Annotated in this window: 14 protein-coding genes and 2 tRNA genes; 1 reads left to right on the top strand and 15 read right to left on the bottom strand. The window is 42.3% G+C overall.

Going from position 1 to position 16,975, the window contains the following annotated elements:
* The 10 genes from nusA to rlmE all read right to left on the bottom strand — a co-directional run bounded on the left by nusA (window position 1) and on the right by rlmE (window position 8,620).
* Complete coding sequence (nusA, locus tag EGC86_RS07975; RefSeq protein WP_011636463.1) at window positions 1–1,500, bottom strand: transcription termination factor NusA; 1,500 nt, start codon at window positions 1,498–1,500, stop codon at window positions 1–3.
* 31 nt (window positions 1,501–1,531) lie between these two features.
* Entirely contained in the window at window positions 1,532–1,987 is a 456-nt protein-coding gene (gene rimP, locus EGC86_RS07980; protein ID WP_041413431.1) for a ribosome maturation factor RimP, read from the bottom strand.
* A 169-nt stretch (window positions 1,988–2,156) separates the two neighbouring features.
* Window positions 2,157–2,232: transfer RNA gene (locus EGC86_RS07985), tRNA-Met, on the bottom strand.
* Window positions 2,233–2,313: 81 nt separating this feature from the next.
* Window positions 2,314–2,400 (bottom strand) — tRNA-Leu (locus tag EGC86_RS07990).
* 13 nt (window positions 2,401–2,413) lie between these two features.
* Entirely contained in the window at window positions 2,414–2,749 is a 336-nt protein-coding gene (gene secG, locus EGC86_RS07995) for a preprotein translocase subunit SecG (protein ID WP_059746473.1), read from the bottom strand.
* A gap of 4 nt (window positions 2,750–2,753) precedes the next feature.
* A complete protein-coding gene (tpiA, locus tag EGC86_RS08000; RefSeq protein ID WP_011636460.1) occupies window positions 2,754–3,536 on the bottom strand; it encodes a triose-phosphate isomerase in 783 nt (260 codons plus the stop codon).
* Between the two features lie 139 nt (window positions 3,537–3,675).
* Complete coding sequence (gene glmM, locus EGC86_RS08005; RefSeq protein WP_011636459.1) at window positions 3,676–5,013, bottom strand: phosphoglucosamine mutase; 1,338 nt, start codon at window positions 5,011–5,013, stop codon at window positions 3,676–3,678.
* A gap of 54 nt (window positions 5,014–5,067) precedes the next feature.
* The gene (gene folP, locus EGC86_RS08010; protein ID WP_425376024.1) at window positions 5,068–5,847 is read right to left on the bottom strand and encodes a dihydropteroate synthase; all 780 of its coding nucleotides are present in this window, start codon (window positions 5,845–5,847) and stop codon (window positions 5,068–5,070) included.
* Between the two features lie 123 nt (window positions 5,848–5,970).
* Entirely contained in the window at window positions 5,971–7,944 is a 1,974-nt protein-coding gene (gene ftsH / locus EGC86_RS08015) for an ATP-dependent zinc metalloprotease FtsH (RefSeq protein ID WP_123777175.1), read from the bottom strand.
* Window positions 7,945–7,990: 46 nt separating this feature from the next.
* Window positions 7,991–8,620, bottom strand: coding sequence for a 23S rRNA (uridine(2552)-2'-O)-methyltransferase RlmE (gene rlmE / locus EGC86_RS08020; protein WP_011636456.1), 630 nt, complete (start codon window positions 8,618–8,620; stop codon window positions 7,991–7,993).
* A 90-nt stretch (window positions 8,621–8,710) separates the two neighbouring features.
* Here rlmE and yhbY point away from each other — a divergent pair, with 90 nt between their 5' ends.
* Window positions 8,711–9,010, top strand: a complete 300-nt coding sequence (gene yhbY, locus EGC86_RS08025) for a ribosome assembly RNA-binding protein YhbY (protein WP_011636455.1) — start codon at window positions 8,711–8,713, stop codon at window positions 9,008–9,010.
* Window positions 9,011–9,077: 67 nt separating this feature from the next.
* Here the strand turns inward: yhbY and secF are convergent, their stop codons facing one another.
* The 5 genes from secF to carB form a co-directional block, all read right to left on the bottom strand.
* Window positions 9,078–10,001, bottom strand: a complete 924-nt coding sequence (gene secF, locus EGC86_RS08030) for a protein translocase subunit SecF (protein WP_123777176.1) — start codon at window positions 9,999–10,001, stop codon at window positions 9,078–9,080.
* Window positions 10,002–10,005: 4 nt separating this feature from the next.
* Window positions 10,006–11,817, bottom strand: coding sequence for a protein translocase subunit SecD (secD, locus tag EGC86_RS08035; protein ID WP_123777177.1), 1,812 nt, complete (start codon window positions 11,815–11,817; stop codon window positions 10,006–10,008).
* A 136-nt stretch (window positions 11,818–11,953) separates the two neighbouring features.
* Complete coding sequence (locus EGC86_RS08040) at window positions 11,954–12,589, bottom strand: hypothetical protein (protein ID WP_011636452.1); 636 nt, start codon at window positions 12,587–12,589, stop codon at window positions 11,954–11,956.
* 447 nt (window positions 12,590–13,036) lie between these two features.
* The gene (gene greA / locus EGC86_RS08045) at window positions 13,037–13,513 is read right to left on the bottom strand and encodes a transcription elongation factor GreA (protein WP_011636451.1); all 477 of its coding nucleotides are present in this window, start codon (window positions 13,511–13,513) and stop codon (window positions 13,037–13,039) included.
* A gap of 230 nt (window positions 13,514–13,743) precedes the next feature.
* Window positions 13,744–16,965, bottom strand: coding sequence for a carbamoyl-phosphate synthase large subunit (gene carB / locus EGC86_RS08050; protein ID WP_011636450.1), 3,222 nt, complete (start codon window positions 16,963–16,965; stop codon window positions 13,744–13,746).
* Window positions 16,966–16,975: the final 10 nt, after the last annotated feature.

Genomic DNA, 16,975 nt, shown 5'->3' on the forward strand with positions numbered 1-16,975 from the left:
TTATGCTTCTTCGCCAAACCAACAGATATTGCGGGCAGCCATGATGAGCTCGCCTGCTTTTTCTTCTGTTAATTCTTCAATATCAATTAAATCGTCAATACCTTGCTCGGCCAAGTCTTCTAAAGTCACTACGCCTTTGCTCGCAAGAACATAAGCTAAATGTCTTTCTAATCCTTCCAATGCTAGTAAATCATCACTTGGCTCTGCACCATCTAACGCTTCTTCCGACGCTAATGCTCTTGTAGAGATTGCCGCCTTTGCACGTTCACGTAATGCTTCAACGATTCCTTCGTCGAAACCTTCTACTGCCAATAGTTCAGATTCTGGGACATAAGCAATCTCTTCTAGCGAAGTGAATCCCTCATCAGCCAATACGGCTGCAAAATCTTTATCTACATCTAGATAAGCCACAAACAAATCAATCACTTTTGCACTTTCGGCTTGGTGTTTTTTGTTCATGTCTTCAACTGTCATTACGTTTAGTTCCCAACCAGTAAGTTGAGTCGCTAAACGTACGTTTTGGCCATTACGACCAATAGCCTGTGCCAAACTGTCAGCTTCTACAGCAATATCCATCGAGTGGTTGTCTTCATCCACAATGATAGATGCAACATCAGCTGGCGCCATGGCATTAATCACATATTGTGCAGGATTATCATCCCACAACACGATATCTACGCGCTCGCCACCTAATTCGTTTGATACGGCTTGTACACGTGCGCCACGCATACCAACACATGCACCAATAGGGTCAATGCGACGATCATTTGATTTCACGGCAATTTTAGCGCGAGCACCTGGATCACGAGCTGCACCCATTACTTCAATCAATTCGTCGTAAATTTCTGGCACTTCAACCCGAAACAGTTCAATCAACATTTCAGCTTTACTGCGAGTTAAAAATAACTGCGCGCCACGCGCCTCTGGACGTACTGAGTACAATAATGCACGCACACGGTCACCAGGACGGAAAGATTCACGGCTGATTAAGTCTTCTTTAAATAACACGCCATCAGCATTGTTACCTAAATCAACAACTACGCTTTCACGGGTGCTTTTCTTAACAACACCAGTAACAATCTCACCTTCACGTTCAATAAATTGTTCAACAATTTGTGCACGTTCAGCTTCACGTACTTTCTGTACGATAACTTGTTTCGCGGTTTGCGTGGTGATACGGTCAAATGCAACGGAGTCGATTTGATCTTCAATAAACTCACCCACTTGAATCTCTGGTTCTTCATAACGAGCGGCTTCAAACGTAATTTCGCTGTATGGGTTTTCCAGAGCTTCACCTTGATCGTCAACCACCATCCAACGACGGAAAGTGTCGTAATGGCCTGTTTTACGATCAATAGCTACGCGAACTTCAATATCGCCTTCATATTTTTTCTTTGTTGCGGTAGCCAGTGCAATTTCTAGCGCTTCGAAAATTTTCTCGCGCGGAAGGCCTTTCTCATTGGAAACCGCTTCTGCGACTAGCAGGATCTCTTTATTCATTTGGTCTTGCCTCGTTCTTCACCTGAAACTATCAAAACTTAGCTATAACGTTGCCTTTACGGATATTATCCAAAGCAACAATCAAGTCTTTACCATCAACGGTGATAGTGAGCATTTGCCCATCAACACTACTGATGACGCCTTTTAAATTACGACTACCGGCAACAGGCATAGTCAATTGTACTTTTGTTTCTTCACCTATATAAGCTCTATATTGCTCGGCAGTAAATAACGGTCTATCTACGCCAGGTGAAGATACTTCTAATGTGTATTCTGTAGAAATAGGGTCTTCAACATCCATAACTGCGCTAACTTGACGACTGGCTTCTGCACAATCTTCAATATTGATGCCATTCTCGTGATCAATAAACACACGAAGAATTGAGTGACGACCAGCTTGAATATACTCAATGCCCCATAGTTTAAAGCCTAGAGCTTCAACAGGTACTGTTAACATTTCAACTAGCTTGGATTCTATTGTTGCCAAAAATGACCCCCAAAAAAACAAAAAAAGGGCTAATAGCCCCATTGCAACCCGCATCTGACACGGATATTTAAAAGTTCATATAACAAAAAACCCCGTAATCACGAGGTTATTTTATTATAAAACCTGTAAATTGTGATTTATTTTCTTACGAAACTAAATCACAAGGAGCTGGTTGCGGGGGCCGGATTTGAACCGACGACCTTCGGGTTATGAGCCCGACGAGCTACCAACTGCTCCACCCCGCGTCAACTGATGCAAGTATATTGATTTACACTATATCTTGCAATAACTAATCAAACTCAATCCATGATTTGTTAGTTTAAATCTGGTGCCGAGAGCGGGACTTGAACCCGCACGTCCGTTAAGACACAGCCACCTCAAGGCTGCGCGTCTACCAATTCCACCACCTCGGCGACACCTGGTATACTAGTCAGGAATTTTCGTTTCTGACTGTTCGGTCTGAACAGGCGCATCATCAATGATTTGCTCTGCTGCTGGACCTAAATCTTTCCACTGATCATTTTGCTCAGTGTGATTAGCGCTTAAATTACCAATCACTAAACTTAATGCAAAAAAGCCAATGGCTAATACTGCAGTACTGCGAGTCAGGAAGTTACCTGAACCACTTGAGCCAAATAGAGTGCCTGAGGCACCGGCTCCGAAAGATGCGCCCATATCGGCACCCTTTCCTTGTTGAATTAAAATTAAGCCTATAAGGCCTAACGCTACCACCAAGTATACAACTATCAGAACTTCGTACATATAATTACGCGCTCATTGCTATGGTACATAAACTTAAAAACTCACTTGAGTTCAAACTTGCACCGCCAATCAGACCACCATCAACATCAGGCTGGGCAAAGATATCTGCCGCATTGCTTGGGGTGACGCTACCACCGTATAGAATTCTGATATTCTCACCAATAAAGGGAGACACTTCAGAGAGGCGACTGCGAATAAACGCATGTACTTCTTGTGCCTGCTCTGGTGTTGCGCTTTTACCTGTCCCTACAGCCCATAAAGGTTCGTAGGCGATAATTGCGTTATCAAAAGCCATGGTACCGTTTTTTTCAATTACTATATCAAGCTCTTCCGCAATCACCTCAAAGGTACGTCTTGCTTCACGAGCTGGTCCTGATTCACCTACGCATAAAATCGGTGTCAGACCATATTTTTGTGCTGCGGCAAACTTCTCTGCCACGATATTACTCGTCTCTCCGTACATACGGCGACGTTCGGAATGGCCGATAATAACATATCGACATCCAGAATCTTTTAGCATCTGCCCGGATATTTCGCCGGTATATGCACCAAAATCATGTTGACTAAGATTTTGTGCACCCATTCTAACAAGCGCACCGTCTAAGGTTTGCTTATTGGCTTCAAGCAGCTGCCTAACACTTTCAAGATAAATTGAAGGCGGGCATAAAACCACTTCAGCGGAATCATTTTGGAGCTTTGTAGCAAACTTCTTAAATAGTTCTTCTGCTAGTGCTGAATTACCATTCATTTTCCAGTTGCCAGCGACCATAGGACGTCTGAGTGCCATTCACTGTCTCCTCTGAAAGCGGCGTGAATAATAGCGAACCACTTATCAAGTTACAAGAGCTAAAAGGGGAATATTTCACATAAAGTGTCGAAGCGTCTACTTTTTAAGCGAGCAACAACATATCTGAATATTCAAATGATTAACATGCTGCCTTTACCGCGTCAGCAATACGATTTGCATGTGCAAGCACTTGCGGATGATCATCACCTTCAACCATCACTCTGATTAACGGTTCGGTACCCGATTTTCTTAATAAAACGCGTCCGCGAGCACCTAATTGCAACTCAACATCAGCTTGCGCAGATTTCACCGCATCGGTATCTAACGGATTAGAGTCCCCTTCAAAGCGGACATTAACCAATACTTGAGGCAACATCTTCATTGGCTCGGTTAATTGTTCAAGAGATGCATTTTGACGACGCATCGCTGCTAACACTAAAATACCTGCAACAATACCATCACCGGTAGTACCATGATCTAGGTTGAGAATATGACCAGAGTTTTCACCACCTATACGCCATTCATTCTCCCTCAGCATCTCCATGACATACCTGTCACCAACTTTAGAGCGAACAAAAGGAATATCAAGTGCTTGCAGTGCTAAGTCTAAGCCTAAATTAGACATTAACGTGCCGACTACTCCGCCTTTTAAAATACCACGCTTTTGAGCATCTACCGCTAAAATATACAGGATCTGATCACCATCGACTACTTCACCATGGCGATTAACCATCATAATACGATCGCCGTCACCATCGAGTGCAATCCCTAAATCAGCTTTTTCAGCCAATACAGTCTCACAAATCTTAGCCATTGATGTTGCGCCGACTTTATCATTGATATTGAGCCCGTCGGGTTTATCTCCAATCGCAATCACGTCAGCACCCAATTCACGGAACACATTAGGAGCTATATGATACGTTGCGCCATGAGCACAATCGACAACAATTTTTAAACCTTCGAGAGTTTGGTCGGCAGGAAAATTCCCTTTGCAATATTCGATGTAACGTCCTGCAGCATCTTCAATTCGACGAGCCTTGCCTAATAAGTGCGACTCAACACACACTAACGGCTTTTCAAGTTCAGCCTCAATTTCTAATTCAATAGCATCATCAAGCTTACTGCCATCGGTAGAGAAGAATTTGATACCGTTGTCATAGTAAGGATTATGCGAAGCACTAATTACCACACCAGCTTCTGCACGAAATGTACGAGTTAAATAAGCAACAGCAGGGGTCGGCATTGGGCCAAGTAATAAAACGTTTAATCCAGCAGCTGATAATCCCGCTTCTAATGCCGATTCAAATAGGTAACCTGAAATACGGGTATCCTTACCAATAATCACTTTTTGAGTGCCATTTCGAGACAATACTCGTCCTGCCGCCCAACCGAGCTTCAATGCTAGTTCAGGGGTCATTTTACCCGCCCCTACTCTGCCGCGAATACCATCGGTTCCAAAAAATTTTCTTTGTTTCACAGGTCCCTTCTTAAGTGATTTCACTGTACTTATAACGTTATGGTGCCGCTGTCACTACAAGTAGGCCATTGTTTCTGACATCACTTTGAGTACATCGACAGTTTCGGGTACATCATGGACTCGAATAATATGTGCACCTTGCTGAGCAGCAATCAATGCCCCAGCGAGACTCCCCGCAAGACGCTGATCTGTTTCGCGTACTAACAGGTCACCAATCATGCTTTTACGTGATAAACCGACCAATAAAGGTAAGTGAAATTCATGTAATTTGGGTAACGCCGCTAATAGGCGGTAATTATGCGCTAAAGTTTTGCCAAAGCCAAAACCTGGATCAAGAATTAAGCGTTCGCGCTCAACTCCGGCGGCTTCGCAGTATGCAATACGCAATTCAAAGAAAGCAGCCACCTCATCAATCACATCTTGATACTCAGGTTCATCTTGCATAGTTTTGGGCTCGCCTTGCATGTGCATCAAGCAAATCGGCACATCTAACGTCGCAGCCATCGCTAAAGCTCCTGGCATTTGTAGGGCACGCACATCATTAATCAAATTAGCTCCAGCATTGACAGCTTGTTCCATCACTTCAGGTTTGCTGGTATCGATTGAAATCCATACGTCGTGTGTTTTAGCGGTATATTCGATAATAGGAATAACCCGAGCAAGCTCCTGCTCAACAGAGACTTCTGCAGCCCCTGGGCGAGTTGACTCACCACCGACATCAATAATTAATGCACCTTGTTCGACCATATAATCAACATGTTGGCAAGCTTGTTCGAAATCGATGTATTCGCCACCATCAGAAAAAGAATCAGGTGTCACGTTTACAATTCCCATCACAACAGGGGCTGATAAGTCGAGCGTTTTATTGGCATGAGTTAATTGAAACAATGGTATTTTCCTACAGTAGATTAAAAACAAGAAAACCCCTTTCGGGGTCTTCTTTATTCACTAAATTATTTATTTAGCTGGAGATTCATCCGCATCATTAGTATCGGCTTTATTATCGACTTTAGTGTCGGTTTTAGCTTCATCAACTGGCGTTTCAACTTCAGATTTAGGCGTGCTATTGCCATTATCTTTATCGTCAGATGATTCATCTTTTTGCCATTCAGCAGGCATACGCACTTCACGGCGGTGCATTAAATCATCAATTTGTAACGAATCAATCGTTTCATACTTCATCAGTGCATCTTTCATCGCATGTAAAATATCCATATTTTCTGTCAACATGGTTTGTGCACGTTGATAGTTTTTATCGATAAACATTTTGATTTCTGAATCAATTAACGACGCAGTATCACCTGACATAGCCTTTGATTTACCCATACTGCGACCTAAGAAAACTTCGTTTTCTTCTTCGGCATAGAGTAAAGGACCCAATTTGTCAGAGAAGCCCCATTGCGTAACCATGTTACGTGCAATCGATGTCGCGTATTTAATGTCTTGTGAAGCCCCTGTAGAGACTCGTTCACTTCCGTAAATAAGCTCTTCGGCTAAACGTCCACCGTAAGCAACTGAAATCTGTGATTCCAATTTGCGACGGCTTTGACTCACGGCATCAGCTTCTGGTAAGAAGAACGTCACACCTAAAGCACGACCGCGCGGAATAATTGTCACTTTATGTACAGGGTCATGCTCTGGCACTAAGCAACCAACAATAGCATGTCCGGCTTCATGATAAGCCGTCATCTCTTTGTCTTCTTCAGACATCACCATAGAACGGCGCTCAGCACCCATCATGATTTTGTCTTTAGCACGTTCAAACTCTTCCATACCGACTACACGACGATTACCACGAGCAGCAAACAACGCAGCTTCGTTAACAAGGTTTGCTAAGTCTGCACCAGAAAACCCTGGGGTACCACGAGCAATAACACTTGCTTTAACATCGTCTGATAAAGGCACTTTACGCATGTGTACTTTAAGGATTTGTTCACGACCACGCACATCTGGTAAACCGACAACGACTTGGCGGTCAAATCGACCTGGGCGAAGTAGTGCAGAATCGAGTACGTCTGGACGGTTAGTTGCCGCAATGACAATAACGCCTTCATTACCTTCGAAACCATCCATCTCAACCAATAACTGGTTTAATGTTTGCTCACGTTCATCGTGACCACCACCGACACCTGCGCCACGTTGGCGACCTACAGCATCAATTTCATCGATAAAGATGATACAAGGAGAAGATTTTTTAGCTTGTTCAAACATGTCACGCACACGAGATGCACCAACACCGACAAACATTTCCACAAAATCAGAACCTGAAATGGTAAAGAATGGCACCTTAGATTCACCAGCAATAGCCTTCGCTAGCAAGGTTTTACCTGTACCTGGCTGTCCAACCATCAACACACCCGTAGGAATACGACCGCCTAATTTTTGGAATTTAGTCGGGTCACGCAAATAATCAACCAGTTCTTTTACTTCTTCTTTTGCTTCATCACAACCAGCGACATCTGCAAAAGTGGTCTTAATTTGGTCTTCGCTCATCAATTTGGCTTTACTCTTACCAAATGACATTGCGCCCTTACCGCCACCACCTTGCATTTGACGCATGAAGAATATCCATACTCCAATCAGCAGTAACATTGGGAACCATGAAATAAAGATTTGAGTTAAAAAACCAGATTCTTCAGCTTCTTGGCCTTTATAGTCAATACCTTTAGTTTGAAGATCATTGATTAAGTCTTGATCATACATAGGCATGATGGTGGTGAACTTCTCGCCGGTACGTTTAGTTCCTTCAATAGTTCGTTGGTCGCTTTTTATTTCGACCTTGTTAACTTGACCATTTCGAACATTGTCCAAAAAGGCGGAATAATCCATCTTCTGCGAATTCGAAGAAGAGGGGGAATAACCCTGGAACACTGACATCAGCACAACAGCGATGACAACCCAGAGTATTAAATTTTTAGCCATGTCACTCAAATTACTCGACCTCTTAAACAGTCCTGCGATTATTAACTTTAGACTACTACAACTTGTAACCAGTCGCCACTAGATAGACTTCTCGAGAGCGCGCTCTAGAGGAGTCTGGTTTACGGGTTTTTACTACTTTGAATGCCTGTTTGACTGTTTTTATGTAGTCGTCAAAGCCCTCCCCCTGAAAGACTTTAACAGCAAAACAGCCGTTAGGCGTCAACACTTGGTGACACATATCTAGCGCTAATTCAACTAAATACATAGCCCTTGGCTGATCAACAGCACCCGAACCACTCATGTTCGGAGCCATATCTGATAGTACCACATCCACTTTATCTTGACCTACTCGCTCAAGCAATGCCTGCAGCACTTTATCCTCTCTAAAATCACCTTGAAGAAAATCAACGCCAACAATTGGATCCATCGGTAAAATGTCACAAGCAATCACTTTACCTTTGTCGCCAGTAAGTTTAGCAGCCACTTGTGACCAACCACCCGGTGCTGCCCCCAAGTCAACTACTGTCATTCCCTGTTTTATTAAGTGATCTTTTTCTTGGATCTCTTCTAACTTGAATGCTGCTCGTGAACGTAAGCCACGTTTCTGGGCTAATTTCACATAGTGATCATCAAAGTGTTCTTGCATCCAGCGAGTTGAACTCGCCGTACGTTTTTTTGTTGTCATTTAAATTCCGCAACGATTCAGAGTTACATAAGCTCTATATAAGGGTAGAATACCCGTTTTTCAACAGTAACTCAGCAAAAGTTGGTACAAATGAACTTAACAACCAAACAAAAACAGCATTTAAAAGGTCTGGCGCACAGTCTAAAACCAGTGGTGCTGCTTGGTGGCAACGGACTAACTGAAGGTGTTCTGGCTGAAATTGATAGCGCTCTTACACATCATGAATTGATTAAAGTGAAAGTAGCCTCTGCAGACAGAGAGCTAAAAAATGCCATCGTTGACGCCATTGTACGTGAAACCCAGTCTACGAAAGTGCAACTTATCGGTCATGTGTTAGTTATTTTCCGTCATTCGGCTGAAATGAAAATTGCTTTGCCTAAAGCCAAATAATTTCGCACCCTTTTATAAAAAGCCGCTGATTTCAGCGGCTTTTTTATTAGAGATGAATTATCGTTAATCAGGGATGATCAGGTATTGGGATAACTTGATAATGCTCAGCCTTTAAGCCTAGAAACTCTGGCAAGGTAGCTCCAATTGAAATCGATGACCAAGTACCGGTTAAAATACCAATAAACATCGCAATAGAAAAACCTTCAAGCGGTGCCCCACCCAAAATCCATAAAGCCACAACTGTTATTAACGTAGTGCCTGATGTGACCATGGTTCTGGAAAAAGTTGATTTAATCGCTAAATTGTTAATGTTAGTTATATTCCACTGTGGTTTAGCCACTAACTGCTCCCGGATCCTGTCAGCAATAATAATTGAGTCATTGAGCGAATACCCTAAAATTGCCATTATCGCGGCTAATACAGTTAAATTAAATTCCATTTGGCTTAACGCGAAAAAAGCTAACACAAACACTACATCATGTACCAAAGCAAACAGAGCGCCTGAAGCTAAACGCCATTCAAAGCGAAAGCTTAGATACCCCATAATGCATAGCATAGCGACGAGTAAGGCTAAACCACCTTGCTCAACCAACTCTTGCCCCACTTGTGGCCCAACGATACTGCTGTTTAACACGTTGATATCCGTATTTAATGGCGCTAATACTTCAGCCAGTTCTGGGCGTTGATTCTCATCTGGTATATTGGCATATCGTAATACCCAACGGCCTGGTTCACTGGCTGAAATAACACTAACATCTTGTTTGTAAGCGGCGGTCATCAATGGCTGTATCTCACTGGCAGTGATGCTATGGTCCACTTGAATTTCAGTAACCACACCGCCTGTAAAATCTAAGCCCCAATTAAACCCTTTTACTCCTATAACGGTTAATGATAACAGCATTAATGCAATCGAGATTAGACTCGATGCGTAACGCCACTTAGTTAAGTATTGCAGCTTGTCTGTTGAATAATTTGTTTGAGTTGAGTTCATAGAGTTACACCTTAATGGCGCGACGAGTGTCACGGCCATAAACTAAGTTGATTAATGCACGCGAAGCAAAAATACCAGTAAACATACTGGTTAATAATCCTAAACCTAAGGTCAAGGCGAAGCCTTGAATAGGACCATTACCAATTGAAAATAACACCACGGCAGTAATCATAGTGGTGAAGTTAGCATCAAAAATAGTTGAAAATGCACTATCAAATCCCACATCAATCGCACTGGCAAAGCTACGACCTTCTGCAAGCTTTTCTTTTATCCGTTCAAATATAAGTACGTTAGTATCGACTGCCATACCGACAGTAAGCACTAACCCCGCAATACCAGGCAAGGTCAATACAGCACCAGGAATGAGTGCTAACAATCCAAATAACATGACCAAATTGGCGATTAATGCCACATTAGCGACCCAGCCTAAACGGCGATACCAACAAGCCATAAACAGTAATGTTGCCGACAAACCTAAAGCGAGCGCAGCAAAACCATTAACAATATTCTCGGCCCCTAAACTAGGTCCAATAGTGCGTTCTTCAACAATAGTCACTGGTGCAGTCATAGAGCCAGCTCTTAATAACAAAGCTAATTGCTGCGCTTCTTGATGGCTGCCAGCTCCAGTGATTTCAAAGCGGTTACCGAGTTGACTCTGAATGGTTGCAACGCTAATAATTTTAGTGGTTTGCTTGGCTTTACCTTGCTGATCTCTGCTGTATTCGCTATAAGCAGTCGCCATAGGTTTACCGATATTATCGCGTGAAAAATCTGACATTAACTTGCCACCTGCCGCATCAAGACTGATATTGACTTTCGCCATACCAAAATCGCCAGTAGTGGCTCGAGCATCAATAATGTGATCGCCACCAAGTACTGGTTTTTTTGACACATAAACAGGCTTATTCTGCTCATCATTCATCACAACAGCATAAAGAGAGTCAGCTTGCACCACTGGATAAAATGCCAAACTAGCGGTTGCACCGATAACATTTTTAGCGGTGGCAGGATCTTGCACTCCTGGTAACTCAATCCTAATCCGGTTCTCTCCTTGACGCTGAACTAGCGCTTCGGTAATACCAAGTTCTTCAATACGGCTGCGCATAATTTGCAAGTTTTGCTGTACAGTTAAGTTGGTTAATTTGAGCTGTTCACTTTGGGAAAGATTGATACTCAATGTTTGTTGATGGCCTGTGACTTGCCATTGAGGGTACTGCTGACCAATAAATTGTCTTATTTGACCACGAGCATCATCACTGGCGCTGTTAACCGTCAGTTCCGCTCCAGTGCTAAAACGCACCATTACACCGCTGATATGCTGCTCTCTGACAAATTGCTTTACAGCATCACTCACTAATACTGCTTGGTTTTGAAACACTAAATCAAGATCCACATCCAGTAGAAACTGCACTCCACCGCGTAAATCTAAACCAAGTTTAATCGGTTTAACGCCTAAATTTAATAACCAATCTGGGGCCGCTGGAGCTAACGCTAAGGTCACTTGAGCCTGATGTTCAAACTGTTGTGCTAAGGTCTTTTTAGCTTGGGTTTGCATATCGGGATCATCTAACACCACAAGTAAATTATCTTGTTGCTGCTCGATACGCTTACTGTTTATGCCCGCTTGTTGTAACACATGGTGGATTTGTTCCACTGTTAATGATTGGGTCGGTTTAACGGCAAGTTGTACGGCAGGATCTTCACCATACCAAGATGGCAATGCACTCATAAATAAGATGATTAGTGTGCAAATTAATAGCCAGTATTTCCACTGAGCATATTGATTTAACGGTTTGGTATTCGATTTTGATTTCATAACACTTGATCTCACTACATCGGGGTAAAACCTCGATAAAAATGTATGTGAGTGATGATAGGTATTGACCCAATTCATCTACCCACAGCAAAACTCATTAGCAAGGCTAATGACATTTTTAATCAATATAATGTAGTTAACAGGTGTGAGCGTGAACGAAAAGTAAATTAGACTCTTTCCAAGCGGAAAGTCTTGAAGGGGCTGAAGCTGTTGATAATACCCAGTCCAATTGCGGACTAAAGTTAATTTGATAACCTATGGTTAAACTCGGTACTGGCGGAGAAACAAATTCATAAGCTAACAAATAATTAGGTTTTAATTCATCTGATTGATATTGAACAATACTGAGGTAACGCGCTGAATAAGTAGGAACAAAATGGATATCGTTTGAACTAGAGTGTTCAGAAACAGAACGTTGGGAGACAGGGTTTGTTGATGAAGGTTCGCCAACGTAGCCCAACAATGTGCTATTAACATCAATAAGCGTATCGGTTAACGCAGTTAGTTGATTTGAATCTACTCGACTGTTAACTAGTGTGTCTATTGAGCTGTCTACTGATTTTACTGACGCCAAGGTGATATCAAGAGGGGCTGAACTTATTGGTTGTTCACAAATCCGATCATCTGTCAGCAGATCCACATTATATGAACAAGAAGTAGACGTAGCAAAAGGCATCGATGCTAAAACTAACATACGGCTATTGAGGAGGAAGATTGAACACAACCCCACAATTACCAGCATTAGTAGTATACGAGCCCATGGAAACGTCATAATGACCTTAATTAACTAAGCAACACAATGTTTAAAATTCAACTTAACATGTCAAAAAATAGCCTACTAAAATAATCAAAAATACTATCTAATAATAGTCATCTAACAAACTAGTTTTAAAGCGATTTCTTAACGAATGCATTAAATAATATTGTTACTCATACGGTAAAATGTAACAAAAATGTAAACTACGTCGATAGTATCTATTGCACCTTTAATCTGCAAATGAATTTTTTTACATCTTTTATCATAGATAGCACATGCACTAGGTCTGTAATGGATATAAAAAAGCACTAAACAGTATTCTATTTAGTGCTATGTCAGGCTAGTGATCATTTATATCGGTATTTGGTGAAGATAAAAGTATGATTAATGCCTAAGCAGTTAGTTTAATATAATAACTAAAACAGACTGTTAAAAAATTATCACACTTCTTTCTCAACAAACCTAAAGGTATTGGACCTTTACGATTTCATAATCAGTTAATCCACCAGGAGTGGTGATTGATACTTCATCGCCTTCACTTTTGCCAATTAATCCACGTGCAATCGGTGAATTAACAGAAATTAAATTTTGCTTAATATCAGCTTCGTCATCACCGACTATGCGATACGTCACTTCAGCATCAGTATCTATGTTCAAAATAGTCACTGTTGTGCCGAAAATGACTCGGCCGGTATTTTCTAACTTTGTGACGTCAATAATTTGAGCGTTAGACAACTTGCCTTCGATGTCACGAATACGCGCTTCACAAATTCCTTGATCTTCACGGGCTGCATGATATTCAGCATTTTCTTTTAAATCGCCTAATTCGCGTGCTGAAGCAATTGCTTCAGTAATTTTTGGACGACGATCGAACTTTAACAATTCAAGTTCTTTACGTAATTGATCAGCGCCAACTACAGTCATTGGGACCTTACTCATAATGTCTTTGTCTCCTTTAAAAACAAAAGCATCCCGTGCTGACGATAAGTCAACACAGTAAAAATTCAGTTGGAAGTACGCAATCGACTTAGCGTGCGTATCTAGGATGCATCTTTTCGATGATGGCTGACAGCTTACCTAAGCTTTTACAGACTTGCTAGTCATCCATCATCAAAATGTCATAAAAAAGGTCGCCAAAAGGCGACCTTAATCATTAATGCACCAAAAAATTAGCTTTTGATGCGTTTGTGTAACTCTTGTAAAGACGTCACCTTAATACGATCATCTGCAGAATGCGCTAAACACGTCGCAAAAGCAGCATTTAATGTCGTAGTGTAATTCACTTTATATCGCAAAGCTCCACGACGGATCTGACGTGAGTCTTCAATTGCTTGACGACCTTCAGTTGTGTTAACAATGTAGGTATATTCACCATTTTTAATACGATCAAGAATGTGTGGACGACCTTCATGCACTTTGTTAACTAAGCGAGGGTTAATCCCTGCTTCACCTAAAATAATGGCGGTACCATGAGTGGCATCAATTTCATAACCTAGCTCAATCAGCTTAGAGGCTAAATCAGCAACGCGTTTTTTATCACTGTTACGTACAGATAATAACGCACGACCCGACTTAGGCACTTCAGATGTCGCACCTAGCTGTGCTTTTGCATAAGCTTCAGCAAAAGTATCACCCACGCCCATGACTTCACCGGTTGAGCGCATTTCTGGGCCTAATAACGGGTCAACACCTGGGAACTTATTAAACGGTAAGACTACTTCTTTTACTGAAAAATAAGGTGGAATAACTTCTTTAGTAAAGTTTTGCGAAATTAAGCTTTGGCCAGCCATCACTCGTGCTGCAATTTTAGCTAGCGGAACGCCAGTCGCTTTAGACACAAATGGTACTGTACGTGCGGCACGCGGGTTAACTTCAATCATATAGATTTCGTTATCTTTTACCGCAAACTGCACGTTCATTAAGCCAATTACGCCTAATTCAAAAGCCAGTTTAGACACTTGGTCACGCATTCTAGCCTGAATATCAGCACTCAAGGTGTAAGGTGGCAATGAACAGCCTGAGTCACCAGAGTGAACACCTGCTTGTTCGATGTGTTCCATAATGGCGCCAACCACCACAGTTTCACCGTCACACACAGCATCGATATCCACTTCAATCGCATCATCTAAGAAGTGATCAAGTAATACTGGTGATGCATTAGAGACTTTAACCGCTTCATTGAAGTAGCGTAGTAAATCTTGTTTGTCGTATACGATTTCCATCGCACGACCGCCTAATACATAAGATGGGCGTACAACCAACGGATAACCTATTTTTTCAGCTTCAATCACAGCACTTTCAACAGTTGTCACTGTCGCATTTTCTGGCTGCTTCATGTTCAAACGTTGAATCGCTTGCTGGAAACGTTCGCGGTCTTCTGCACGGTCAATCGCATCCGGGCTAGTACCAATAATCGGTACGCCTGCGGCTTCTAATTCTCGTGCGAGTTTAAGCGGAGTTTGACCACCGTATTGAACGATAACGCCTTTTGGCTTTTCGATACGCACGATTTCGAGTACGTCTTCTAGCGTTACAGGTTCGAAGTATAAGCGGTCAGATGTATCGTAGTCGGTTGATACCGTTTCAGGGTTACAGTTAACCATGATGGTTTCATAACCGTCTTCACGTAATGCTAATGCAGCGTGGACACAGCAATAATCGAACTCAATACCTTGGCCAATGCGGTTAGGGCCGCCACCCAGAATCATGATTTTGTCACGGTTCGATGGGTTAGCTTCACACTCTTCTTCATACGTTGAGTACATGTAAGCTGTATCAGTTGAGAATTCAGCAGCACAAGTATCGACACGCTTATAAACCGGGTGAATTTCATGGCGTTGACGTAATTTACGAATTTCGCTTTCATTAACACCTAACACATCAGCTAAACGTGCATCAGAGAAACCTTTACGCTTTAATTGGCGTAAGTAGTTTTTCTCTAGGCCTGACATACCAAGTTCAGCGACTTTTGCTTCTTGTGTAATCAAATCTTCGATTTGAACCAAGAACCAATGGTCAATATTGGTTAATGTGAAGATATCATCACGGCTTAAACCAGCGCGGAATGCATCTGCAATGTACCAAATACGGTCACAACCAGGCTCTTTTAGTTCATGGCGAATACGTTGAATAGCTTCAGGAGATTGTAAATCGACAACTGAGTCAAAACCGTTACGTCCCACTTCAAGGCCGCGTAACGCTTTTTGCAATGACTCTTGGAAAGTTCGCCCAATGGCCATAACTTCACCGACAGACTTCATTTGAGTCGTTAGGCGGTCATTTGCTCCAGCAAACTTTTCAAAGTTAAAACGTGGGATTTTAGTCACAACGTAATCGATTGCAGGCTCGAACGATGCTGGTGTTTTACCGCCAGTAATGTCGTTACTTAGCTCATCTAAGGTATAACCTACAGCCAATTTAGCCGCAATTTTAGCAATCGGGAAACCGGTCGCTTTAGACGCTAAAGCAGATGAACGCGATACTCGTGGATTCATCTCAATAATAACCATACGGCCAGTATCAGGACAAATACCAAACTGTACGTTTGAACCACCTGTTTCAACACCAATTTCACGTAATACAGCTAAAGAAGCGTTACGCATTAATTGGTATTCTTTGTCAGTTAGCGTTTGCGCTGGCGCAACGGTAATTGAGTCACCGGTGTGAACACCCATTGGGTCAAAGTTTTCGATAGCACATACGATAATACAGTTATCGTTGCGGTCACGAACCACTTCCATTTCATATTCTTTCCAACCAATTAATGATTCATCAATCAATAATTCGTTAGTTGGCGACAAGTCTAAGCCTTGAGAACAAATCTCTTCAAACTCTTCTTTGTTGTAGGCAATACCACCGCCGCTGCCACCCATAGTGAAAGACGGACGAATGATACAGGGGAAGCCCACCATATCTAATACGCCATAAGCTTCATCCATGTTATGAGCAATACCCGCACGTGGGCAGTCTAAACCAATGGATTTCATCGCTTTGTCGAAACGACTACGGTCTTCAGCTTTATCAATCGCATCCGCTGTCGCACCAATCATTTCAACATTAAACTCTTTTAGTACGCCTTGTGCTTCAAGCTGAAGCGCGCAGTTCAGTGCAGTTTGCCCACCCATCGTCGGTAGAATTGCATCTGGACGCTCTTTGGCAATGATGTTGCGTACCACTTCCCAATGAATAGGCTCGATATAAGTTGCATCGGCCATTTCAGGGTCGGTCATAATTGTTGCTGGATTAGAGTTAACCAGAATAACGCGATAGCCTTCTTCACGAAGTGCTTTACAAGCTTGCGCACCTGAATAATCAAACTCACACGCCTGACCAATAACAATTGGACCGGCACCTAGGATAAGAATACTTTTTATATCTGTACGTTTTGGCATTGCTTCTGTC

Origin of the sequence: Shewanella frigidimarina (assembly GCF_003797125.1) — a bacterium.
GTDB classification, from domain to species: domain Bacteria; phylum Pseudomonadota; class Gammaproteobacteria; order Enterobacterales; family Shewanellaceae; genus Shewanella; species Shewanella frigidimarina.

Excerpts from the sequence above, each read along its gene's own strand:
- rlmE (WP_011636456.1), bottom strand. The coding sequence starts at position 8,620 with ATGACAACAAAAAAACGTACGGCGAGTTCAACTCGCTGGATGCAAGAA.
- nusA (WP_011636463.1), bottom strand. The coding sequence starts at position 1,500 with ATGAATAAAGAGATCCTGCTAGTCGCAGAAGCGGTTTCCAATGAGAAA.
- folP (WP_425376024.1), bottom strand. The coding sequence starts at position 5,847 with ATGGGAATTGTAAACGTGACACCTGATTCTTTTTCTGATGGTGGCGAA.
- tpiA (WP_011636460.1), bottom strand. The coding sequence starts at position 3,536 with ATGGCACTCAGACGTCCTATGGTCGCTGGCAACTGGAAAATGAATGGT.
- greA (WP_011636451.1), bottom strand. The coding sequence starts at position 13,513 with ATGAGTAAGGTCCCAATGACTGTAGTTGGCGCTGATCAATTACGTAAA.
- secD (WP_123777177.1), bottom strand. The coding sequence starts at position 11,817 with ATGAAATCAAAATCGAATACCAAACCGTTAAATCAATATGCTCAGTGG.
- carB (WP_011636450.1), bottom strand. The coding sequence starts at position 16,965 with ATGCCAAAACGTACAGATATAAAAAGTATTCTTATCCTAGGTGCCGGT.
- secG (WP_059746473.1), bottom strand. The coding sequence starts at position 2,749 with ATGTACGAAGTTCTGATAGTTGTATACTTGGTGGTAGCGTTAGGCCTT.
- secF (WP_123777176.1), bottom strand. The coding sequence starts at position 10,001 with ATGAACTCAACTCAAACAAATTATTCAACAGACAAGCTGCAATACTTA.
- yhbY (WP_011636455.1), top strand. The coding sequence starts at position 8,711 with ATGAACTTAACAACCAAACAAAAACAGCATTTAAAAGGTCTGGCGCAC.
- EGC86_RS08040 (WP_011636452.1), bottom strand. The coding sequence starts at position 12,589 with ATGACGTTTCCATGGGCTCGTATACTACTAATGCTGGTAATTGTGGGG.